Origin of the sequence: Paenibacillus sp. 2RAB27 (genome assembly GCF_052115445.1) — a bacterium.
GTDB lineage: Bacteria > Bacillota > Bacilli > Paenibacillales > NBRC-103111 > Paenibacillus_E.
On the sequence record NZ_JBFRGR010000027.1, the window covers coordinates 23,250 to 46,994 of the forward strand.

18 protein-coding genes are annotated in these 23,745 nt (G+C 45.1%); 13 read left to right on the plus strand and 5 right to left on the minus strand.

The annotated features are described in order from the left end of the window. Positions 1-39: 39 nt before the first annotated feature. Positions 40-1,551 (minus strand): sulfatase family protein, encoded by a 1,512-nt coding sequence (locus AB4114_RS26955; RefSeq protein WP_441991235.1) that lies wholly within the window; start codon positions 1,549-1,551, stop codon positions 40-42. 155 nt (positions 1,552-1,706) lie between these two features. Between AB4114_RS26955 and AB4114_RS26960 the strand changes: the two genes are divergently transcribed. From AB4114_RS26960 to AB4114_RS26995, 8 genes are all read left to right on the plus strand, one after another. After that, positions 1,707-2,549 carry an AraC family transcriptional regulator gene (locus tag AB4114_RS26960; protein WP_441991236.1) on the plus strand — a complete coding sequence of 281 codons (843 nt, stop codon included), beginning with the start codon at positions 1,707-1,709 and terminating at the stop codon, positions 2,547-2,549. A gap of 550 nt (positions 2,550-3,099) precedes the next feature. Further along, positions 3,100-4,848, plus strand: coding sequence for a sensor histidine kinase (locus tag AB4114_RS26965; protein ID WP_441991237.1), 1,749 nt, complete (start codon positions 3,100-3,102; stop codon positions 4,846-4,848). A 3-nt stretch (positions 4,849-4,851) separates the two neighbouring features. Beyond that, the gene (locus tag AB4114_RS26970) at positions 4,852-6,414 is read left to right on the plus strand and encodes a response regulator transcription factor (protein WP_441991238.1); all 1,563 of its coding nucleotides are present in this window, start codon (positions 4,852-4,854) and stop codon (positions 6,412-6,414) included. Positions 6,415-6,510: 96 nt separating this feature from the next. Then, positions 6,511-7,845: an ABC transporter substrate-binding protein gene (locus AB4114_RS26975; RefSeq protein ID WP_441991239.1), complete on the plus strand. Its 1,335-nt coding sequence runs from the start codon at positions 6,511-6,513 to the stop codon at positions 7,843-7,845. Between the two features lie 358 nt (positions 7,846-8,203). After that, complete coding sequence (locus AB4114_RS26980; RefSeq protein WP_056613083.1) at positions 8,204-9,106, plus strand: carbohydrate ABC transporter permease; 903 nt, start codon at positions 8,204-8,206, stop codon at positions 9,104-9,106. Between the two features lie 67 nt (positions 9,107-9,173). Further along, positions 9,174-9,950 carry a carbohydrate ABC transporter permease gene (locus tag AB4114_RS26985; RefSeq protein WP_441991277.1) on the plus strand — a complete coding sequence of 259 codons (777 nt, stop codon included), beginning with the start codon at positions 9,174-9,176 and terminating at the stop codon, positions 9,948-9,950. 24 nt (positions 9,951-9,974) lie between these two features. Continuing rightward, positions 9,975-11,018, plus strand: coding sequence for a glycoside hydrolase family 88/105 protein (locus AB4114_RS26990; RefSeq protein WP_441991240.1), 1,044 nt, complete (start codon positions 9,975-9,977; stop codon positions 11,016-11,018). A 264-nt stretch (positions 11,019-11,282) separates the two neighbouring features. Beyond that, positions 11,283-12,197, plus strand: coding sequence for an aldo/keto reductase (locus AB4114_RS26995; protein WP_441991241.1), 915 nt, complete (start codon positions 11,283-11,285; stop codon positions 12,195-12,197). A 102-nt stretch (positions 12,198-12,299) separates the two neighbouring features. Here AB4114_RS26995 and AB4114_RS27000 read toward each other — a convergent pair whose 3' ends face one another. The 4 genes from AB4114_RS27000 to AB4114_RS27015 all read right to left on the minus strand — a co-directional run bounded on the left by AB4114_RS27000 (position 12,300) and on the right by AB4114_RS27015 (position 16,702). After that, the gene (locus tag AB4114_RS27000; RefSeq protein ID WP_441991242.1) at positions 12,300-13,322 is read right to left on the minus strand and encodes a hypothetical protein; all 1,023 of its coding nucleotides are present in this window, start codon (positions 13,320-13,322) and stop codon (positions 12,300-12,302) included. A 26-nt stretch (positions 13,323-13,348) separates the two neighbouring features. Then, the gene (locus tag AB4114_RS27005; protein ID WP_441991243.1) at positions 13,349-14,062 is read right to left on the minus strand and encodes an RNA polymerase sigma factor; all 714 of its coding nucleotides are present in this window, start codon (positions 14,060-14,062) and stop codon (positions 13,349-13,351) included. A 258-nt stretch (positions 14,063-14,320) separates the two neighbouring features. Beyond that, complete coding sequence (locus tag AB4114_RS27010) at positions 14,321-14,665, minus strand: YheC/YheD family protein (RefSeq protein ID WP_441991244.1); 345 nt, start codon at positions 14,663-14,665, stop codon at positions 14,321-14,323. Positions 14,666-14,710: 45 nt separating this feature from the next. After that, entirely contained in the window at positions 14,711-16,702 is a 1,992-nt protein-coding gene (locus tag AB4114_RS27015) for a beta-galactosidase (RefSeq protein ID WP_441991245.1), read from the minus strand. A 253-nt stretch (positions 16,703-16,955) separates the two neighbouring features. Between AB4114_RS27015 and AB4114_RS27020 the strand changes: the two genes are divergently transcribed. From AB4114_RS27020 to AB4114_RS27040, 5 genes are all read left to right on the plus strand, one after another. Further along, positions 16,956-17,927 carry an ABC transporter permease gene (locus AB4114_RS27020; RefSeq protein ID WP_441991246.1) on the plus strand — a complete coding sequence of 324 codons (972 nt, stop codon included), beginning with the start codon at positions 16,956-16,958 and terminating at the stop codon, positions 17,925-17,927. Positions 17,928-17,960: 33 nt separating this feature from the next. Further along, the gene (locus tag AB4114_RS27025; protein WP_171637394.1) at positions 17,961-18,845 is read left to right on the plus strand and encodes a carbohydrate ABC transporter permease; all 885 of its coding nucleotides are present in this window, start codon (positions 17,961-17,963) and stop codon (positions 18,843-18,845) included. A gap of 47 nt (positions 18,846-18,892) precedes the next feature. After that, entirely contained in the window at positions 18,893-20,479 is a 1,587-nt protein-coding gene (locus AB4114_RS27030; protein ID WP_441991247.1) for an extracellular solute-binding protein, read from the plus strand. Positions 20,480-20,626: 147 nt separating this feature from the next. Beyond that, positions 20,627-21,103 carry a hypothetical protein gene (locus AB4114_RS27035; protein ID WP_441991248.1) on the plus strand — a complete coding sequence of 159 codons (477 nt, stop codon included), beginning with the start codon at positions 20,627-20,629 and terminating at the stop codon, positions 21,101-21,103. A gap of 261 nt (positions 21,104-21,364) precedes the next feature. Then, positions 21,365-23,710 carry a helix-turn-helix domain-containing protein gene (locus tag AB4114_RS27040; protein WP_441991249.1) on the plus strand — a complete coding sequence of 782 codons (2,346 nt, stop codon included), beginning with the start codon at positions 21,365-21,367 and terminating at the stop codon, positions 23,708-23,710. Positions 23,711-23,745: the final 35 nt, after the last annotated feature.

Sequence of the window (23,745 nt, forward strand, 5' to 3'; positions counted from 1 at the left end):
GCGGGAGCTTTTTCGTAAATGGTCGTAGGAGAGGACTAACTAAGCATGCCAAATCCGTGGCATGGCTATCGGTTCTTTCCCAAGCTCCGCCCAAATATAGGAAAGCATCAGGCGGGATTTCAAATCTTTAAAATCAGGATCATCCCATAGATTGCGAATTTCACCTGGATCCTCTTGGAGGTCAAAGAGTTCGCCATACGTTTGATTATAGTAGACCGTTAGCTTATATCGATCATTTACATATGTTTTCTGATGAATGGTCGTCTTCTCGTGACGGAATTCGCAAATCGCATGGTCGCGCGCGCGTTCTGCTTGACCTGTCCATACACTGCTTTGGTCGACACCCGTCATGAAGCAAGGGATCGGCAGACCAGCCATGGAGAGGAAAGTAGGTGCGAGATCGACGAGAGATTGGATCGCACTCGACGTTTTACCCGCAGGAACTTGACCCGGATATCGGACGATGAAAGGGAGCTTAATCAAATCTTCATAATGGAAGCCGCCTTTATATTGTAGGCCATGCTGGCCAAAGAAATGACCGTGATCCGTGGTAAATACAACGATCGTATTCTCGGCAAGCCCAAGCTCGTCCAACCGATCCAAAATGCGGCCAATGTGTGCGTCCATGCAGCTGATCATCCCGTAATAGGTAGCCACGAGTTGCTTTCGTTCACTTTCAGGTAGGCGGGAATGCGAGTGATAGCCATGTACGCCATAGCCGCTTTCTTGCAGATAAGAGAAGTCGGGATTCTCTTCTTGTGTGAGCTGAAAGTGTGGTGGATTCTTCTCATGCTCGCCAGGTGTGACAGTTGGGATGGTCAACTTCTCTGGATCATACATCGTGTCCCATGGCGAAGGGACTAAATAGTCGGGATGTGGATCGAAGAAGCTCGACCATAGGAAGAAGCCATCATCGGACTCCTTGTATTGTTCTAGCAGTGCATTCGTTCTTTCAGCAATCCACGTATTATAGTGGAACTCCTCCGGAATAGCCCAATGATGCAGCTGATTAGGGTCCATGGTGCCAGTCGGAGCTAAAAAATAATCCCGCCAGTTCGTGAGCCCTTTCTCCTCCATCCATAGCGCATAATGTTGTCCCACATGAGCTTCATTCGTATGATTCCGTGCTAATTCAACATGGTCAAAGCCATAGAAAGGTTGGTCAAATGCTTTCCAATAATCCAAGTCCTGCAGGATTGGATAAGCTTCTAGTGAGGGATATTCCTCTGTACTTTTGAGCGGTTGGAAATGTGCTTTACCGATCAGTGCTGTGCGATAATCGGCTTTCTTGAAATCTTCACCAACGGTATGTCGATCTTCCAATAGCTTCGTGCCGAGCGTCCATGCACCATGTTGGCTAGGATATTGTCCGGTTATAATGGAAGATCTAGTCGGTGTACAAGTCGGATTGGGGCAATAAGCCCTTGTAAATGTTGTTCCTTCTTGAACGAGTCGATCCAAGTTAGGCGTAGATAGCTCTGGATTAAAAGCGCCAATCGTGTTCCAATGCTGCTGATCACTTGTGATGAGTAGAATATTTGGTTTCTTCAAGGGGCAGTTCCGCCTTTCTTTATTCTTCTTACATGCTAGGTTCAGTATAGAAATACGAGTGGGAAATTAACATGATAGAATGTTAGAAAGTTGTCATTATGTCTACTTTTTCGTAAAATTAGGTGATGAGTTACTTGGGAAAGAGGGGTTCCGAGATGCAAGAGTATGAGATGGAATTTGCCGATGTTTGGTTCGCTATTCCCCACCCTTTTCAAACAGCAAGCGGCTGTTGGATTGTACGAGCAGGGCAGAATATCGCCAAGTCCACGTATCACATAGGGCCCAAAGTGATTGAGCAGACGAGCTTTCATTGGATTGTGCAAGGCAAGGTAAGGGTGACTTCACTTGACCATACCGTTGAATTAAGCGAGGGGGATTTATTTTGCTTATTTCCCGGACGCCCTTATGTATACGAAACGATGCAAACGGAAGACAGTACTTCGCCGTTGAAAATGATTTGGCTAGCAATGGAAGGCAATCAATTACCGTTATTAACAGCGGAGTTTGGCCTAACGCCACAGAAGTATTGGTTACATGGCATGGTGAATAACGAAGTTGGAGAAGCACTGCGAAGCGTGATAGGGGCCATTTCGGGGACGAAGAAAAATATATTTCTCGAACAGCGGACACTTAGTGATCTTTTTTATAAAATGAACCTGCAAGCGAACCGCTCAGCCTCCAAAGAGAAAGAGAACTGGCTCGCTCAGGTGAAGGATTTCTTTGATTTGCACTATACCGAGCATATTCGGGTCGAGGATGCCGCCCACCATTTTGGCTACCATCGGTCCCATGTGTATGCGGCCTTTTTGAAGAAGTATGGCACTTCACCGCAGCGGTACTTAGCCACCAAGCGCTTGGAGAAGGGCGCCGAACTGCTCAAAACCACGTCGTTATCGGTAACAGAAATCGCCTATTCGTTGGGTTATTCCGAGTTATATGCCTTTACACGGGCATTTACGACGTATATGGGGGTCTCACCCCGCAGTTATCGGGGGTAATCTCAAATAAGCTAGGAATATCCGGCAGGCGATACACCATAAATCCTTTTGAAACTCCAAGGCCCCCTAAAGAAACTGGAGTCTTCCTACCCATTAATAACTTAACTGTAAAATATACATCTATTTCCATGATTTACGGCTGTGAATTGAGATTAGATGGAAAAAATGTTGTTATTTTTCGATTAACCGTCAGTTAAACTGAAAATAGGTAGAAATAACTACATATTTTCCAGTTATTTCATTATTGAGGTGAAATATCGCGGATTTAACTGTATTATTTCCATTTATTCACCTGATTGGGTAAACCCATCACAACAGTGTTTTTGAATGATTTTTCCACTGTAGCTATAAGGGTATCATGATTGGAACCCTTCGGAAGGCAAGTAAGGAGAACGCTTTGTTCTAGGCATAGGAATAAAATGAATAACAAGACCGTGTTCCCTTGGAATTTAAGGGAAGCGGTCTATTTCATTTTTGACAGTTGAACGTTGACCATTGTCCTTCAGAATGACATAATCGATGATAAAACGAAATAGGGAGTCGGCCAACTATGGGATTACGTGCAGTCCTTGATACATATCGGCATATGAAGATCAAAAATAAGTTGTCGATTTTGATAACGATGATTATTGCGGTTTCTTTGGCATTTACCATTCTGATCCAGCAATATGTGTTTTCGATCTACGATGGGCAAATTTATGATAAATCTTCACGCGTACTCAATTTATCGTCTACCGCGATTGAAACGGAGCTTAAGCGATTGCAACAGCTCTCCTACCGGATATTAGCAGAAGAACAAGTTCAGGAATGGTTGACTTCTCTCAAAAAGAATCCATCTGATTATGATCGACTCATCATAAGTCAATACTTGGTAGATCGACTAATCAGCTATTCCGGAGAGGAACCTTATTTATATTCCATTCAAATTATGGATGCCAAAGGAAATGAGCATGAGGGCGGCAACATTCTAAGAATGGACGCTGAACGGAAAAGGCACATCTTGAATGTGGCTGCGGAAGGTAATGGGGAAAATCGTTGGATATACCCGGACAGCAATGATTCTGCCTTGATTGCAACGCGGGAAATCCGCTCCTTTCACAAAACGAATTTTGATTTGGACTATTTAGGAACGCTTGTCATTCGAATCAATATTGAGAAGCTTGTACGCGATATCGCACCCGAAGAGGGTGATGTTCTGATTGTTTCCGATGAACATGTGATCTTTCCTAAAGAACCATCCTTCGATTGGAGTCGGATTAGGAAGCCAATGGACGCTGGTAAAGGTTATGAAATCCAGAAAATTAATGGCGAAGAATATTTCATTGCCCAAATCCAGTCACTGAATACAGGTTGGACTTACTTGAACATTACCCCATTTAATCAAATATTTGACCGCATCATCTTTATTAAGGAAATGGTTGTTTTTGTCTTTATTGCTATTTTCGTAGTCGTGATTTTGTTAGGCATACGTTTCTCGTACAGCTTAACTAGGCCCATTGACGAGTTGATGGTGCGGATGAAGCTGGCGGAGAAAGGGAACTTCGAAGAGGCGAATTTATTTCCGCCAGGCGGGCAGGTAGCCATGAATGAAATAGGTCTCTTGCAGCGAAGCTTCCGATTCATGATCGAACGGATTAATACGTTAATTCAGGAGAATTATGCGAATCGACTTCTCATTAAAGAAACGGAATTTAAAGCGCTGCAGTCCCAAATTAACCCGCATTTTCTGTATAACACGTTGGAATCGATTAATTGGATGGCCAAAGTAAATCGACAATCCAAAATTTCCGAGATGGTGGAAGCACTGGCTTATTTACTTCGCCACTCTGTCGATCTGAAGGAACCCATCATTACGCTCGGTGAAGAAATCGATATCGTTCGCAGCTATGTAACGATTCAGAAAATTCGCTTCGAAGAGCGATTGGTGTTCAGGTTGGATGTGCCTGAAGAATTAATGAGTCGGGCTATTCCCAAGCTGACCCTCCAGCCTCTGATGGAGAATGCCATTCATTATGCACTAGAGTCAATCATGGAGCCTTGTGAAATTACAATTCGAGGTTGGAGTACAGAAGATGGCATTTTCCTTGCTGTTGATGATACGGGACCAGGGATTCCAAGTGGCCTTATTGAAAGACTGCGTAGCGGTGAAGTAACGACGAAGGGGAAAGGGATCGGACTCCTGAATATTGATGATCGGATTAAGCTTGCTTTTGGCGAAGCGTACGGAATTCGAGTGGATGAGTCAGCCAAGCAGGGGGCTTCTATCATTTTAAGTTTACCTAAAGGACAGGAGGAATAAGGAATGTATAACGTATTGTTAGTTGATGATGAGCGTATTATCCTGGATGGCATCTCACGTATGGTGGAGTGGTCTTCCTTGCAAACGGAGCTTATGGGGACTGCGCGTAATGGTGTAGAAGCTTTTGAAATTATACAGAGACAAGCGCCTGATATTATCATAAGTGATATTCGTATGCCTGGGATGGATGGGCTTGAGCTTGTGGCGCGTGTGCATGAGGCATATCCACATATTCGTTTCGTGCTGCTATCAGGTTTTGGTGAATTTGACTATGCGAGCAGAGCGATGCAGTATGGCGTTAAGCATTACCTACTCAAGCCAACGAATGAGGTGAAGATCGGGGAAGCGCTGAAGGAAATCGTGGCTGAGCTTGACCAGGAGACAAGTAAAGAGTCGTTCGTTCGGAACATGAAAGCGGAGCTTGAGAAAGTGATGCCGCATGTGAAAGAACAATTTCTCAAGGAGTTTGTGACGAATAAGACGTATGGCAAAGTGGATTGGGACTATTTCCGAAGCTTATTTAAGCTTGACTTTGATTACCAAATTCGACTTCTCTTGTTTCAGTTGGAAGAGGGGTTCGAGTTTGAGCTATTGTTCGCCATCAAAAATATTGCTCAGGAAATCCTAGTTAGTCCTCTCCTCAGTACGACAATTGGGAATCATGTCTTAATTTTACTGGAAGAATCAGATCACATTGATCAGCTCCATGAGCGGATCTACCATATACGAGACACTTTTCAAAGTTATTATAAAAGGGATGTTACGATCGCACTTAGTGAGCCTAGCCACATAACACAAGCAAGAACGCTGTATAGGCAATGCCTTCATTTGCTGAACTATCGCTTTTATTTGGGGGAGGGCAGTCTCATTACTCGTAAGGATACCGAAGGCTCTCAAGAAGCTTCACCGAAGGAGCTGGGTTGGGATGAGGAACGTCTCAATATGTCGGTGAGATCCGGTCATCGTGAGGAAGCGGAAGCAGCGTTACGTGCTTTTATTGGGGGCTTGAAAGAAGCTCAGCTTGATATTGATGTGACGAAATCGTACGTTATTCAGCAATTTGTATCGCTAGTTCGACAGTGCGCACCCGAAGAAATGAATCAGTATTTCACCCAAATTCCCTTGATTGTTGAAATGAACACACTGCAAACGATTCAAACGTTTATGGAGAATGTTGTCATTACGATGACGGAACGATTCTATGGACTTAACAAAGTGAAGCATAGTGCGATTGTTCAAAAGGTCATTGATGTAATCACTACTCAGTTAGGGAACTCCGAGCTCAGTTTGAATTGGGTAGCGCATGAAATGCTGTATATGAATGCAGACTATCTCGGGAAACTATTCAAGAAGGAAACAGGTGAGAAATTTTCCAATTATGTCATGAAAGCAAGAATTAATAGAGCCACCGAGTTGATCGCTGAGGATGCGGATATCAAAATTTTCGAACTCGCTGAACGACTTGGTTTCGGAGACAATCCACAATATTTTAGTCAAGTATTCAAAAAATACCGAGGTTCAACCCCATCKGAGTACATGAAATCGACAGACACCTCTGCATTTTAAACAAATAGGTCTGTATTTTGGATTAACGTTTGCTCCTTCCAGCGGCATAATACGAGTAGAAAGAAAACGATTACAACTTTGGGGAGGAAATGACAGATGAAAAAAGTCATGTTTACAGTAATCTCAGCCGCGTTACTACTTGCAGGTTGTGGTACAAGTGGTTCTAGCGGATCAACAAGCACACCGAGCACAGGCACAAGCCCAGCAGCAAGTGCAGCACCAACGACAAGTGCCAAAGCAGATCCAGTTACTTTGCGTGTTTCTTGGTGGGGCGGACAAGCACGTCATGACTATACATTGAAAGTAATTGAATTGTATCAGCAGAAGCACCCGAATGTGAAAATCGAATCGGAATATGCCGCATTCGACGATTATTGGAAGAAGCTTGCACCGCAGGCTGCTGCGAATGGATTACCTGACGTATTTCAAATGGATATCTCCTACTTGACTCAATACGGAACTAGAGGGCAACTGGAAGATTTGACACCATTTACAACGAGCGGCGTGCTGAATGTGAAAGATATTGCTGAAAACAACATTTCCGGCGGTAAAATTGACGGTAAACTGGTTGCGATGAATGCAGGTTCCAATGCACTTGGCGCTACGATTGATCCGCAAATGCTGAAAGACAATGGCATTACACTGAAAGAAGATTGGGCTTTCGCTGACTTGGACGCAGTTGGCGCGACGCTGAAAGCCAAAGGCAAGTTGCTTGCAGGAGATCTTCGTCATGACGTATACTTCCCATTCTATCTGAGAAGTGTTGGTCAGAAACTATACGCGGCAGATGGAGCTAGTCTTGGTTATACCGATGATAAAGCCTTTGTTGACTATTACACGATGTATAAAAAATTGTATGATTCCGGTTACTTGCTGCCGCTTGATAAGCTAGCACAGAAAAAAGGAACGGCAGAAGACGACGAAATGGTACTAGGCAATGCGCTTGCTACATTCGGTTGGTCCAACCAATTTATTGGTTTCAATACAGCGGCTAAACGTACACTGGATGTAATGAAAACGCCAAGCTGGGGTCAAAACAAAGCCCTATTCTTGAAACCAAGTATGTTCTGGTCTGTGTCCAAAAGCTCTAAGAATAAAGAAGAAGCAGCCAAATTCGTTGACTTCTTGATCAATGATATCGATGCGAACAAGATCATCATGGGCGAGCGCGGTGTACCGGTTTCCTCCAAAGTGAAAGAAGCTTTGATGCCGCTATTGACGCCAGAACAAAAGAAAGTATTTGAGTACGTAGCTTGGGCAGAGAAAAACGCTTCTCCAATGGATCCGCCAAGCCCAATTGGTTCCGTTGAAGTAGAGAAACTGCTTAAAGATACGGCTGAACAAATCATGTACAAAAAATTAACTGTTGAAGAAGGCGCAGCCAAATTCCGTAAGGACGCGAACGCAATCTTAGCTAAAAACAAAAAATAAGCTTGGTCCGAGAGCCTCCGCATGTTTATCGTGCGGAGGCTTTTCATCGTTCAGACGAGATCGTCAGCTTTAGTGATGTTTTTCATCACTAAAGAGCAGGTGGGGAGGCGAATCCGTCGAGGTCGTCAGCTTTAGTTCTCAATCGAAAGTTGAGGCTACGTAACACCCGAGCCTGCCACATCCCACGATAGAAATGACCTTCCAATAGTACGATGTAACCGCTATTATCACTCTGTTATTTATACAAACACAACGGTTTTTTGCCTTCTGGCAGCGAATCAACTCTTTTATAATAAAGGTAGAGAAGAGAGGAAGCGAGGCTTCCGCTTCATAAATCAAGGTTAGGGGTTGATCACCAATGAACAAGCTGCGTTATAACGATAACCTGGTGGGGTACATATTTGCTTCCCCTTTCATTCTGGGATTTCTCATCTTCACACTGTATCCGATCATTTCATCACTTTTTTATTCATTTACGGATTACAACTTGTTTGATGCACCGAATTTTATCGGTTTTGACAACTATGAAAAAATGTTCACCGCGGATGATAAGTATTGGAAATCCGTCAGTGTAACCTTTACGTACGTGTTCGCCAGCGTGCCACTACGACTCGCATTCGCATTAATGGTAGCGGTTCTGCTTAATAAAGCTGTCTCAGGTATCGGCGTTTATCGCTCCTCGTTCTACTTGCCTTCTTTGATCGGCGGCAGCGTGGCAGTTTCCATCATGTGGACGCAAGTATTCGGAGATAAAGGTTTGGTCAATTCCGCACTTGGTGTTATTGGGATTCACACAGATACATCATGGATCGGCAACCCGTCGACGGCGCTATGGACACTGATTGCTTTGTCCGTCTGGCAGTTCGGTTCTTCCATGCTCATCTTCCTTGCAGGTCTCAAAAACATTCCAGCGTCTTACTATGAAGCAGCTAGCGTAGACGGTGCGAATAAAATTCGCCAGTTCTTCAAAATTACGCTTCCGTTGCTCAGCCCAATTATCCTGTTTAACCTGATTATGCAAACCATCTCTGCGTTCATGACCTTTACGCCAGCCTATATCATCTCACGTGGCGAAGGTGGACCGCTGGACAATACATTACTTTATTCTTTGTACTTATACCGCAGAGCATTCCAATTCTACGAAATGGGTTACGCTTCCGCAATGGCATGGGTCATGTTAATACTTGTCGGTATCATTGCACTCGTTATTTTCCAAACATCGAAATACTGGGTTTACTATGAAAACAAAGGAGAGAAATAACATGGCACATTCGATTAACTACAAACGCTTTGGCTATCATCTCCTTTTAGTCCTATGTTCACTTGTGATGATGTACCCAATCATTTGGTTGCTTGCGAGCTCGTTGAAGCCAAATAGTGAAATTTTTTCAACCGCGTACAGCTTGATTCCGAGCAAGATCGCTTGGGAGAACTTTCAAACGGGCTGGAGAGGCTTCGCAGGAAATTCATTTGGTCGCTTTTTCATGAACTCGTTCTATATCGTGATCCTATCTACGATCGGCGCGGTGGTCAGTTCAGCCCTCGTTGCTTATGCGTTTGGCCGTATCCCATTTTTCGGAAGAAACTTCTGGTTCGGTTGTATGATGCTAACGATGATGCTGCCGCACGATGTTACAATTATTCCGCAATACGTATTGTTTGCGAAGTTAGAATGGATTGGATCCTTTAAGCCGATCATCGTACCGCAGTTCTTTGCGATTCCTTTCTTTATCTTCCTGATTATGCAGTTCATTCGGACGATTCCCATTGAGCTTGATGAAGCTGCGAAAATGGACGGCTGTAGCAAATACAGCATCTTTTTCCGGATTTTGGTTCCACTAATCGTGCCAGCGCTCATTACATCAACGATTTTCTCCTTCTACTGGCGCTGGGAAGATTTCATAAACCCGCTGCTTTACTTAAATAAGCCGAGTATGTACCCTGTGTCCCTGGCCTTGAAACTTTTCTTGGATGGAGAGTCAGTGAACAACTGGGGGGGCATGTTCGCAATGGCATCCGCGTCACTGGTACCGATTGTTGTCGTGTTCTTCATTTTCCAACGGTACATTGTTGAAGGGATCAGCACAAGCGGCTTGAAAGGATAGAAGATGAGAGGAGAGCTTATAGACATGCCGAAATTAGTATTTGAGGAAAATGATATCAGATCAGCCATCGACCGTGTGGTAGATCGCACGTTTCGTATGGACTTCGGATGGGATTGGCCAGGAGGTGTCGCATTTTATGGGGTTTGCGAAGCTTATGCGGCAACTGGGAATGAATCGTATCTAACTAGGTTGAAGGCTTGGGTGGATGAAAATATGGAGGATGGCTTGCCGAAGCTTTCGGTCAATGCGGTGTCCATCGGACACTCCCTTCTTACTCTATATGACGTGACAAAAGAAGAGAAATATCTAGACACGGTAAAGGAAATGGCGGAATTCCTTGCGACACAAGCGGAGCGGTTTGGAGAAGATATCCTCCAACATACGGTTAATTCCGAAACGTATAACTTTCCAGAACAAGCTTGGGTAGATACGATGTTTATGGCTGGTTACTTCCTGCTTCGTGTTGGTACACTACTGAATAATGATGACTATTTCGAGCTTGGCTTGAAGCAGTATCATGGACATGAGAACGTCCTACAAGATGCGAGAACCAACCTGTACTATCATGGATGGGACAATATCGCTCAAAATAATATGTCCGCTATGTTCTGGGCACGCGGAAACTCCTGGGCTGCTCTCACGATGGCGCGAGCACTTCATCTCGTTGAAGTTACGCATCCTTCGTTCATGATTATTGATGGCTCATTGCGTGATCAACTAAGCGCACTTGTCCGATTGCAAGATGAATCAGGCTTGTGGCACACCATTCTGAATGATCCGACAGCTCCGCTGGAGACTTCAGGATCAGCCGGAATTGCCACCGCTTTGCTAACGCGCGGCAGACTGTACAACAAATATACACAGAAGTCGATCGACGGTATCTTAGCGCGTATTACCGAGGAAGGCACAGTAACTGGTGTATCCGCGGGAACGGCTGTCATGAAAAATGCAGAAGGCTACAAAGGCGTGCCAGACAAACGCATCCAAGGTTGGGGACAAGGGTTAACCTTGACGTTCCTCGCTGAGGTTTTGCAATCGAAGAAGAATAGCTTTGGGAACGGCTGCTAAGCAGAGAATAGTTGACATCAAACCTCCAGTTCGTTTCGGATTTTACGGCTCATACCGTAATTGTTCGAGATAGCTGGAGGTTTTTGTGTTTTTTCCATCACGGATTATTTCCGGCCAACTGCATCGCTACTGCTATCAAGACTTTATTATTGAACGCTTTCACGGGTATTCGTTTCTCAAATCGTCTTTTCGTCCATAGCCGGAAATGCCCTTTTTGAGATATCATATAGGAATTAGAACACGATATCGGAGGGGGACATACCAATGAAACGAAATCGATTAGGCACTTCGGAGCTCATGGTAGGCGAGGTTGGCTTAGGCTGCATGTCGTTAGGCACAGATCAACGGCTCGCAATCGAGATGATTCATGCAGCATTGGATCGAGGGGTAAATTTTATAGATACGGCAGATTTGTACGAAGAAGGTCTCAATGAAGAAATCGTCGGACAAGCGATTCGTGATCGCCGCCGTGAGGAACTTATTTTAGCCACAAAAGTTGGTAATCGACGAATTCCCGGCCAAGATGGCTGGGCATGGGATGCGTCCAAAGCATACATACTCTCCGCGGTCAAAGATAGTTTGAAAAGGCTGCGTACGGATTACATTGATCTATATCAATTGCACGGGGGTACGCTGGAGGACCCGATCGATGAGACGATCGAAGCCTTTGAACAATTGAAGCGTGAGGGGGTCATTCGCTATTATGGTATTTCCTCGATTCGTCCTAATGTCATTCGTGAATATACAAACCGCTCGTCGATGGTTAGCATCATGAGTCAATATAGCTTATTGGATCGACGGCCGGAGGAAGCCGTGTTGCCTTGGCTTGCCGAGCATTCGATCAGTATGATAGCTCGCGGTCCAGTGGCGAAAGGAATTCTGTCGAGCGGAGGACAGGGGCGGCTTCAGAAAGGATATCTTGATTACACAGCAGAATCACTTTTCACCCTTCATCCCCAATTACAGGAGCTAGCCGATTCAAGTGATCGCAATCTAAGCCAGCTTGCAATTCGCTATGCGTTATCGCATCCAACGGTCGCTGTGACCATCCCAGGAGCCAGCTCGATGCATCAATTGTTGGACAATATCGACGCAGCAGAGGGACCGCCTTTAACAGAAGATGAGGTTACCCTACTTCGTAAGCTAACTCAATTGAATAGATATGAACAACATCGATAAATCTTGAGAGGCCCATGCAACTACGCATGGGCCGACACTTTTCTTTTAGCATGAGATTCAATTATTTCATATTCGCATAGTGTTCTAATAGCTATTAAATAATCAATTCGACGACGGTTTAATCCAAATATCCGAGTGATAAGCTTTCATAAAGTGCAATAGCTTTTCGAGAACCTCAATACCCTTAGTTTCCGCTTCTCTCGCAATATTTAATAGTTTAATAGCGCTATCTGCTAGGATTGGATTCTTTGGCTGACCGCCTTGAGGGAAAGGGAAGATTTCGCGTAAATCACTTAAAGCTTCTGCCACGGTTTCATAATGAGCAGCAGCCTCTGCCGCTTTGCTTCGGACTGTTCGTTCCACGACATTGCTGCCGTCCCATTTGATGGACACTTCTCGAAGGAACTTGACAGCAAATTCTCTAGCATCAGCTGCAACCGCAATGTTGTAAGCATTACCGAACTCGTCAGCGTTTCGATTCTCCATAACTTGGATCCACGCATCATACCCTTTTAGTCCTTGCGTATAACGGTCTTTGAAGTTATATGTCCACTCGCGCCCACGAGCGTGTTCCACAATCATATCCAGTGCCATACGGAGCATCTCATATTTGGAGTGAGGAAGACTATCTTCGATTGTGACTAAAAATAAGACAGGAATTTTAGGTCGACCGAAATCTGCGTATGTAATTGTACCTTCTTGCGAGACATCCTTAGCATTAAAGATTTGCATATCGTCGTCGTAACCGTAAATCAGTCCGAATTCCGGAATAAATAGATCGAAGACGATAGCTGGATAGCCTTTGTCAATAGATCGCTGAATAAGTGCTATCGTTTGCTCCAAATTGTCAGGAGATACAGGTGTAGAGGCTTCTCCCATATTGCTGGTATAGCMCAAGTTGCATAAATTCCTGCGAAGAATATAACCACCAGGAAAAGATGTTGGACCTGCGACGTTTACTTCAATTGGATCGATATTAAGCCGGAAGGCGTGTCCAGTGAACCCCATAACGTCTACAAGGGAAAGCGCTTTTTTATCGGTGTAACTGACCGCTCCATATACGGCACTTGCAGCGGAAGTCATTGTTTTCGTCCAATCACGCTGGATAAGTCGTTCAGAAATCATGTTAGGATACCACCTTCATGATAATGTTAGAGTGGGGGAGAGGCCAGAATGGCACGTTTTGGGCGACCTAATGCTGCTCGTTTCTGTACATAGCTGTTAAGGGAAACACGGATTCGCTCTCGATAGACTTTGGATTTGGATCTGGACAATATGTTGTAAACGTTGGCAGTCGTTGTTTGGAACAGTGAGGCAATCTCGGCTGGCGTCAGTTCATCGAAAAAATGAGCTTCAAATATAGCTCTTTCCCGCTTGCCAAGGCATGAAAGTAAATCGCGTAAACACTGCAACATATCCGCTCGTACTAATGAAACCGCTGGATCATCACGAAACTGTGCTTCTTCCGTAGCAGAGCGGGATAGACGTAATAAGATTTCGTCAATGTCGCTCCAATCGGTATCAACAGTCGACGTGTCTCCAGCTTTTTGCCTGAAGTCAGAGAAAGGTCGTTCCTTGCCATAAGGTCCACCGCGTCGCATTTTCATATATGCCTGGTTGCGAACGATACGTTGAAGCCAAGGAATAAAACGCTCCGGATTCATCAAGGTACCCATGTGTAGGAATGCTCTAATGAGTGCCTCCTGCACAATGTCTTCGGCAAGCGAGCTGTCTTGCGCGATTGTATTCGCCCATCCGAGAGCTTTACTCCGATGATAACGTACTAATTCACCGAATGCCTCTCGATCACCAGAACGCGCGCGCTGTACGAGCTCCTGTTGCTCATCTATTCTAACCTTTTCCAATGACCTGCCATCCTTTCATTCTCCCATTACAATGTTTGATGCCAAAGGACATATGATTTCTATCATTTATTGAAAAAAACGAAAAATATATTTTCTTCCTACAGTAGTTGAGATGAAAAGGGAAGTTTGCATGGATTTCCTAATTCAATTTTATCACGAAACAGGAGGATGAAAATGGAAAGCGGGAATTTATAAAAGCGGTATCCAGGACCTATTTCAGTCCGTGGATACCGCTTTTTTTTCGCTTATGTCCTCACATCATTTGGTTCGCCCATACTGCTTCCCGATATTCACCATACGTCGATACAGCTTACGACTAGACATGTTCTTCAACGGATAGAACTGTGGTCGGGTATTCACTTCTAGAATCCACGGTCTCCCTTTGGAATCAATCGCGACGTCGAGACCCAATTCTCGGAATCCTCGATTATGATCTTCAAAAGCATACCCGACTGCCAAGCCTAACTGCTTCAATTGCGCTTCCCGTTCTTGAATATCAGGATTTGCTCTTGATTGAACTACTTTTATACGTGGGCATAGGAGTACACCTCTTTTTAGACAGCGTATGTGAGGTGTACGCTGCTTGTCAGTACTTATACCCATTGAACCTAGCAAATTTGCATAACGATAACCTCTGAACTAAATTTGTTACCTAGCTGTGAATTGAATCACTTTGTGTTCATATCGGCCAAGTGTTAGCTGCCCCTTAAGGTAGGCTGTTCCTGTAATCGGGTCGACGCCATCACGTGGAAGAGTTACGCTGCCGCCCGCACCGTCCATGTTAACCACGACCCACACATCGCGGTCATCACCATGTCTCGGTGCAACAATGGTACCTGCTGTTACATCAGTACGCAGTTGCACCCCAGCATCATCTGCATATCGCAGGATAAGCTTGTTCAACAATTGCTCGCCTTCCTCGCCGGTCGGCATAGAACCAAGCATGACAATCTTGCCTTTTCCATACACCCGCTCGGTAATGAAGGCCAGGCCTGGTGTCAGCCCCGATTCGACGGTTCCAACGGCGACAGCTTCCTTCGGCTCGAAGACGGAGCTCCAAAGCGAAAGCGGGGCAGCAACGCCAAAGGCGCTGCCGATGGATCCGCTGCCGTCCATGGGGAACGTGTAGACCGTTTCTACACCGGCTAGGTGCTCCAACTCACCGAGTGCAGCATTCGTATGCATGGTGTGTTCTTCGGTGCGTCCGCCAGAGAGAGGGCCAACCACCCATACACCGCCTTCGGCAACGAACGCAGAAGCACGCTTCATCAGATCCGATGAGATATAAGGGAGGAATGGTGTAAACAGCAGCTTGTACCCGGCCAGCTCGGCACCTTCTGGCACGATGTCCCGGTGAAGCCCTAGATGGAGTATCCGCTCGTAGAAGCTGGTTACAAGTCCGCGATGATTGAGCTTTTGATGCGGTTCGGTTTTCAGAAACGCTTTGGAGCGATCCGAATAAGTCATAACAACTTCGGCTTGCGTAGGTCGAGTCGCTAAGATAGTGGCTTCAATTTCTCGTCTAGCCTGCTCGACTTCCAGCACATTAGGGAAACCAACCGTAGGCTTGCCCCATGTGCTGATAACAGAGCCGTGTGGCTGCTCGCAGCCTGCTCGCTGCTGTCTCCAGAGCCAATAACAGAAGGCCTCTGCTCCCAGCGCATAAGCGGCAACAGCTTCCGCTTTGAGATAGCCGTTAGGATGCGGCTTTGCGTAGCTTGCAAGTGAGGCAGCATGGGAGGGACTCGTTTCCATGATCCAGTAATCTCGACCGCGCTTAAAATTCCGCCACAGGTCGTTATTTAATAAGTAGTTCGCTGGATGATCGTAGGTTGCATACGTATCGAACGATGCGAAATCCAATTCGCGGAATAAACGCTCATTATCTACGCTGAAAGCAACGCTGCTATTATGCGTAATCGGTGCATCCGAAAATTGGCGGATTATCGCCGCTTGTGCATCTGAGAACTCCGCAATCTTCTCCATCGAAAATAGTTGGTACATCGTACTGAGGGAAGAGTTGTGCAAGAACGGCGCAGGGCCAGGCTGCGGTACTTGCTCGAAGCTATGATAGTATTCGCTCCAAATTTGCGTGCCCCACGCCTCATTCAACTTTTCAACGGTTTCATAACGCGCTTCCAGCCATTCATGCCACTGTACAAGACAGGTTCTACACATACATTCGGATACATGGGCTTTGAATTCATTATCGATCTGCCAACCGATCAGACCTGGCAAGCGTCCAATAGCCCGTGCAATATGCTCGGTGATAATGGCGGCTTTTTCACGAAAATAAGGATGATTCGTACAAGCATGCTGACGAGACCCATGTCCCATCACTTGCAGCTGCTCATTCACATACATCCGTTCCGGATGACCGTGCGTGAACCAAATTGGCGGTGTTGGCGTCGGTGTACACATAACAGTATCTATCCCATTGTGATGGAGGAGGTTAACCATTTGCACAAAAAATCCAAGGTCAATATTCCCCTCCGTTGGCTCCATATTAGACCAGGCGAATTCGCCGATGCGCACAACATTCATACCTGCTTGCTTCATAAGAACGATATCTTGTTCAATGACCGATTGATCCCAAAGCTCAGGATACCAGGCCGCGCCATGATATAGCTTTTTACCCATTACCATCATCCATCCTTTTCATCAGAAAGTTAGTTTCTACTATAAGTGCTATTTTACTCAGGGGCAATAACACATTCTTGCTGGGTAAATTAGGAAGTTTCAACTGTTTTGACGGGTTTGCACTTTCTTGATACAACATGAATTTAACCAAATGGAAGGGCTTACAAGAATGTCTGATAGGCGGTAAATCACAGACGATGCATAATAGGGCTACAAACGCTCACAAGGCGATCATGACATGGAGGTGAAAAGGATGAAGCAGGCAGCTGCTCCTAACAACAGAGAGCTGATTCATGTGACCGAGGCGAAAGGGCTTCGCAGATCACAGGTGTGGGCAAGGTTGCGCAAGGATAAGTGGATCTATGCATTGTTAACACCAGGCTTATTGTATTTCATTATTTTTAAATATGTGCCCATGTGGGGCGTGCTGCTTGCCTTTAAGAATTATCAGCCTTTTCTTGGCTTTTGGAAGAGTGACTGGGTTGGCTTGGAGCATTTTCGTGTGTTTTTTCAAAATCCAGAGTTTGTCATGCTCCTCCGCAATACGTTGTTGCTTTCGTTATATAATTTGGTGTTTTACTTTCCGGCACCGATTGTGCTTGCACTCCTATTAAATGAAATCAAAGTCAATATGTATAAACGAACCATTCAGACATTAATTTATGTGCCGCATTTCATATCATTAGTCATCGTGGCCAGCTTAACTTATGTTTTTCTAACGACACAAGACGGATTGGTTAATGAGCTTTTGCAGAAATATTTGGGGCACAAAATTGACTTTTTAGCTAGTCCAGAATGGTTCCGGCCGATGATTATTATGCAAACGATTTGGAAGGAATGCGGGTTTGGTACGATTATCTTCCTTGCAGCGCTTGCTGGAGTCGATGTGGAACAATACGAAGCATCCATCGTGGATGGCGCTAACCGCTGGAGACAGCTGTGGCACATTACACTGCCGTCGATTCGCAGTACGATCGTCATTCTGCTTATTTTGCGGATGGGGGATGTATTGGACAACGGATTTGAACAAATTTTCCTCATGCTGAATCCATTGAACAGGGAAGTAGCTGAAGTATTTGATACCTACGTCTATATGATGGGGATTACGCAAGGAGCATTTAGTTATAGTACAGCTGTTGGATTGTTTAAAGCGGTCATTGGCGTCATCTTGGTACTCGGCGCGAACTGGACAGCGAAGAGGTTCGGACAATCCGGCATTTATTAATACGAATATGATAGGTAAAGGAGGAGAGGGGTTTTGGCAAAGCAATATAAGAGCGTTCCCGGAACCATCTTCGATGTAACGAATTATGTTGTACTTGGCGTTATAGGGATCGTTGCCATTCTACCATTTCTATATGTCATAGCAGGGTCGTTCGCTTCGGATGCAGAACTGACACAACGTTCCGTGTTTCTCATACCAGAGACGTTTACTTTATCTGCTTATCGCTTTATTTTCTCAACAGATACGATTTTGAAAAGTATTGGGGTATCGCTGTACGTAATGGTTCTTGGTACCTTTGTGAACTTGTTCTTCACCGTTACGATGGCGTATGCCTTATCGAAGCGTGGGTTAATGGGACGAAATACGGTGCTGAATCTAATTATTTTCTCCATGCTGTTTGGCGGTGGCTTAATTCCAACCTTCTTGGTTGTACGTCAGCTGCACATGTTGGACACTTACTGGGCTTTAATGATCCCTGGCGCGATTAGCGCTTTTAACTTGATTATTGTCAAAAACTTCTTCCAAGAGATACCTCCCGAATTGGAGGAAGCTGCGAAGATTGATGGCTGTACAGAGCTTGGGCTTCTGTGGCGGATCGTGCTGCCGCTATCAATGCCCGTATTGGCCACTTTCACTTTATTTTATGCCGTAGGTCATTGGAATAACTTCTTCTCAGCATTACTGTACATCAACGATCCCTCCAAATGGCCGCTGCAAGTCATGCTTAGACAGATTGTTTTACTATCTCAGGCGGCAGCAGGGGATATCAATGCCATGGATCCGAATTTCGTGAAACCGCCCGAGCAATCCATCAAGATGGCTGTTATCGTCGTGGGCACCATTCCAATTTTGCTTGTCTATCCGTTCCTGCAAAAACATTTTGCCAAAGGGGTCTTGATCGGCTCGGTCAAGGGGTAACGGATTACGATAAAGGCAAGTCCATAACTTAGAGGAGGCATGTTTAGATGAAGAGAAATGCGAAAAAATGGGTTGCCGCAGCAACCGTAGGCACAGCTGTCATGACAACAATCGTTGGTTGCAGCAGTGACAAAGAGGGAACAGCAACACCTGCAGCATCCGCCTCAACCACACAAGCAGCTACACCGACCAAAGCACCAGAAAATCTAGCCCCGCTGGATCTAAGCATCATGCTTCCGATCTTCAAAACGAATTTCCCGAAAGATGATGGTCCTGTTACAACAGAAATTGAGAAGAAAACGAACACCAATATTCATCTGGAGTGGGTCCCGAACGCTTCCTACACAGATAAATTTAATATTACATTGGCTTCAGGCAAGCTGCCTCAGATCATTTATGTTGGTGATGTAAAGAACCCGAGTTTCGTGAATGCGGCCAAATCGGGAGCGTTCTGGGAAATTGGGAAATATTTGAAGGATTACCCGAACCTCAGCAAAGCGAACCAAGTCATTATGAACAACTCTTCGGTCGATGGTAAAAACTACGGTATTTACCGTGGACGTGCTTTGGGTCGGAATGGGATCAACTATCGTAAAGATTGGTTGGAAGCTGTTGGTATGCAACCTCCAAAAACGATTGATGATTTCTACAACATGCTCAAAGCGTTTAAAGAAAAAGATCCTGACAAAAACGGCAAAGACGACACATACGGCATGGTATTGGTCAAATGGACGGGGCAATGGGCAAGCGGCTTTGATATTATGAAACTCTGGTTCGGTGCACCGAACAAATGGGGCGTTGTAGACGGGAAGCTCGTACCTGAGCATCAAACTGCCGAATATCTGGAAGCCCTTAAATTTATGAAGAAGCTATATGATGAGAAGTTAATTAATCAGGATTTTGCTGTGTTTGATTCAGCGAAGTGGAACGATCCAATTGCCAACAATCAAGCAGGGGTCATCGTAGACGTAACCGACAATGCCGCACGTATGGATGATAAAATACATGCAGCGCTTGCCAAGGATGGCAAAGATAATCCGAACATTCATTATGTAGATAATATGATTGGTGTCACAGGCAAAAATGGCTTGAAAGCATTGCCTACCTCCGGATTTGCAGGTATTCTAGCTGTTTCGAAATCCACAGTGAAGACGGAAGAGGAACTGAAGCGTGTACTGAAATTCTTAGATCAAATGAATGAGCCTGATCTTCAAACGTTAGCTGGCTACGGTATCGAAGGCAAGCATTATACGAAGGATGGCGACGCGCTTGTGGTGAGTAAAGATACAGCTCTTCTCGAGTCCGAAGTCGAAGGATTGAACCAAATGCTGCCATTTATTCCGGAAGATCGCGGCTTGAAAGTGAAGCAAACACCGCTTCGTTTGCAAACGACGAAGATTCAAAAAGATGCAGAAGCGAACATTGTGGCCAATCCAGTTGAGCCATTCATCTCCAGCGTGTACTCGCAAAAAGGTCAACAGCTGGATAACATCATCAACGATGCGCGTATTAAATTCATCGTCGGTCAAAGTGACGAAGCGGCTCTGAAGGCTGCTTTTGAAACTTGGAAGAAATCGGGTGGTGATGATTTGGTGAAGGAAATGAACGATTTGTATGCTGCTGCGAAGAAATAGTAGTTTGAAACAAAGACCAGTCCACCACTAGGAATAGTGTGTAAGACTGGTCTTTGTTTATATAAATGTGCTTAAAAGCTCAGTCAAAACTTGTCTGCTGAACATAAGATGATAAGAATAACTACTTTTAAAGGATGCGTGAGCAGCATGAAACCTTTACATCAGTCCAAAAGTAAACATAAACGCAGTCATGCCGTACAAAAATCAGCAGTCAKAACATCGTCAACGATCGCTGCACAAGCAGCGGCTCATTTAGGAACACCGGTATGTATTGGGCTTAAAGATGGTTCCGTATACTATGGGATTTTGGAAGACATTGAGGCTAATCAAGTCATTCTCCAAGGCTTCAAAGCAACAAAAAAACTTCCCCGCAATAAAAACAAATCCAAAGCCCAAATCTCTAGTTTAGGCAGCTTAGGTGGATTGGGTAACATGCTTGGGATGTTAGGCGGCGGAGGGCTTGGCGGCTTGCTTGGTGGAGGAGGATCAGGTGGAGGTCTTGGGGGGCTACTTGGCGGAGGTGGTTCTGCAGGCGGCCTCTTTGGAAACATCGGCAGTTTTATGAAGATKGGCATGGGTGTTATTTCGTTTATAATGCCATTAATGAAAAATTTCTTTAAGTGACGAGCAGCTGTCCCACTCTAGCCCAACTCAAGTCTGTCTCTGCACCGGCAGCAGCTTCCTGACAATTAGGGAGCTGCTTTTTTACGGACGTTGAGTTGGCGTGGAGAAACTGAATCTCCCTCACCACTGCATTTTAAACACAAAAAGTCGGAAAAGTCATGTATTTCCTCTGGAAATTAACTTCCATTCATACACCAATCGGTATACGCTCTAAGTTGAAGTCTTCGCTCCAAACTAAACTTTCGAACGGTTGGTGAGAGCATGTTCCGAGCAATGAAAGAAGGTCTGGCAAGAAGTTTAAGCAAAACGATGGGTGGACAAGGTCGTTTTTACAAAAAGAGTCTGATAACGATCTTCATCGTCTCGGGTATTCCTGGGCTACTGATGGGCGTCCTCGTGTATTGGATGGCAGGTGGGCGTGTGGAAAGTGAGCTGCTTCAACTCCATTATCGGCAAATTGAACAACGGTCACAAAATATCGACGACCAGTTAGGCAATCTGGAGCTGCTGCTATCCCATTGGGCGTTCGATAATAAATTTGACTATAGTTTAAATGGGTTTGATTTTGTAAGGAATTTCGAACGGACTCAGGATATTACCAGAACGCTGGTCGCCATGCAGGGATCTAATGCGATGGTGAAGCATGCTGAATTATACGTGGGTGGAACAAGCTCTGTTCTGTTCAACCCTGAATATATGAAGATCGATAATCGTACAGCAGCGACAGCTTCTAGATATGAACCTCTCATCCACGGTCAAAATACGACCTACTGGACGCAATGGTCATTTGATGCGAATCGTCCGGATAACAAAGATTTAACGCTCGTTCATCAAGTTCCGGGTGGAAGTTTGAAACCGTTCGGGGTCTTAGTTTTCCGTTTTGATAGTCAGAAGGTGGCCAATATGCTCAATACGCTAACGCCTTATGATGGCGGGGAGACGTTTCTGATTCAGAACGCTGGTGAACTGTTCGTTTCAGCAAACGGGCATACGTCGTCATCTCCATTTGTAAGCGCTCTTCGTGACAAAATTGACTCACTAAAAGGAAATAAAGGTTCCTTTTTTATGGATTGGAAAGGCTCTACATACACGGTATCGTACGGTAGTTTGGCCAGAATTGCGGAAGATTGGACCTATGTATCCGCATCGCCGATTTCGAGTATCACATCACCGGTAGTCTTTATTTCCAAGTTGATTATCACGGTAAGTCTTGCTGTATTACTACTTGCGGCTATTCTCGCATGGCTGGCTTCACGTCGCATTTATTTGCCTGTCAAAAGGCTTGTTGCGATGCTGGGTGGAAACACGACTCACCACGAAAATGCAGACGAATTCACATTGCTGGAGTCGAAGTGGATGAATTTGCATAACGAGAGTCTCGAGCTGAACACGAAGCTGACAGAACAGCTTCCCCACCTCAAGGACAGCTTTCTGCACCAACTGCTGCAAGGATATTTGAATGCGTATTCAGAAGATGATTTACGACATCGAATGGAGCGTTTTAAGTGGGACGTGAAGCATAAACAATTCGTTGTCCTCTATGTCCAGTTGATTGGGATGTCGAGCATGGAGGGGAACTTCCGGTTAGGTGAAGAGGGACTTGTTACTTTTGCGGCCGTGAATATGATTGATGAGCTGGCGGCTCAGTATTTTGACAAGTGTCATACCCTAAACTTTCACGATTTAACAGCGGGTATTCTTCTCATCCTGCCTGAGGATCAATCTTATACGGAAGCCACCCAAGCTTTTAGTGACGATTTGAAACAGTCGATTAACCGTATTTTGAAAATGCGCATGACCATGGCGATCAGCCGGCCAGTATCACTGATTTCAGATGTCCCAATCGCATTTGAACGAGCGAAGCAAGCGGTTAGCTATCGTTACTTCGACAATGTTAATCAGATTATCGATATGGAGCATGACAATTATGCAGGAGATGAAGACATGGAGTTGCAATATCCATTTACACAGGAGCGGGAGCTCATTCAAGCCTTACGGACAGGAAAAGAAGGGGAAGCAAGTGAGATGCTGGTGTCTTTCCTGGAGGTTTTAACCTGCAAAGKGGCCAAAGAAATTGAGGTTCAGCAAGGGATGCTGCATTTGCTTGGCAATGTTCAGCACGCCATCATGGTATCCGGAATTAATCCGAATCGCCTCTTCAAGGGTGCGAACTTATATGAACAGCTTTCCCAGATTCGAGAGTCTACAAGAATTCTTGCCTGGTTTCAGGATAAAGTGCTAAGTCCCTTCATGAGGGAGATGTCTGGTCGTTCGGACGCGCAAGTGAAACGCATTATCGAACAAGCGATGATTTATTTGCAAAATAATTACAGACAAGATATATCGCTTGATAATTGTGCGGAGCATACGGGGACGAATCCATTTTTTCTTAGCAGATCCTTTAAGCAAGTGACCGGCAAAAACTTTATCGATTACTTGACGGAGCTGCGCATGGATAAAGCCAAAGAACTGCTAAGAGATTCGGAAATGCGAATCAATGATGTCGCCGATCAGGTCGGATACCAACATACGTATTTCAATCGGATTTTCAAAAAGCTGGAAGGCATGACGCCAACGCGCTATCGTGAGCTCAGTCGAACAACTTAGCAACAATGTATGAGTTTGCCAATAAAGTGCAAACC

What these genes read in the sequence shown, in the direction of transcription:
- AB4114_RS27015 (WP_441991245.1), bottom strand. Translation starts at nt 16,702, where the DNA reads ATGGGTAAAAAGCTATATCATGGCGCGGCCTGGTATCCTGAGCTTTGG.
- AB4114_RS27010 (WP_441991244.1), bottom strand. Translation starts at nt 14,665, where the DNA reads ATGGGTATAAGTACTGACAAGCAGCGTACACCTCACATACGCTGTCTA.
- AB4114_RS26965 (WP_441991237.1), top strand. Translation starts at nt 3,100, where the DNA reads ATGGGATTACGTGCAGTCCTTGATACATATCGGCATATGAAGATCAAA.
- AB4114_RS26990 (WP_441991240.1), top strand. Translation starts at nt 9,975, where the DNA reads ATGCCGAAATTAGTATTTGAGGAAAATGATATCAGATCAGCCATCGAC.
- AB4114_RS26980 (WP_056613083.1), top strand. Translation starts at nt 8,204, where the DNA reads ATGAACAAGCTGCGTTATAACGATAACCTGGTGGGGTACATATTTGCT.
- AB4114_RS26960 (WP_441991236.1), top strand. Translation starts at nt 1,707, where the DNA reads ATGCAAGAGTATGAGATGGAATTTGCCGATGTTTGGTTCGCTATTCCC.
- AB4114_RS26975 (WP_441991239.1), top strand. Translation starts at nt 6,511, where the DNA reads ATGAAAAAAGTCATGTTTACAGTAATCTCAGCCGCGTTACTACTTGCA.
- AB4114_RS26985 (WP_441991277.1), top strand. Translation starts at nt 9,174, where the DNA reads ATGATGTACCCAATCATTTGGTTGCTTGCGAGCTCGTTGAAGCCAAAT.
- AB4114_RS26995 (WP_441991241.1), top strand. Translation starts at nt 11,283, where the DNA reads ATGAAACGAAATCGATTAGGCACTTCGGAGCTCATGGTAGGCGAGGTT.
- AB4114_RS27030 (WP_441991247.1), top strand. Translation starts at nt 18,893, where the DNA reads ATGAAGAGAAATGCGAAAAAATGGGTTGCCGCAGCAACCGTAGGCACA.
- AB4114_RS27020 (WP_441991246.1), top strand. Translation starts at nt 16,956, where the DNA reads ATGAAGCAGGCAGCTGCTCCTAACAACAGAGAGCTGATTCATGTGACC.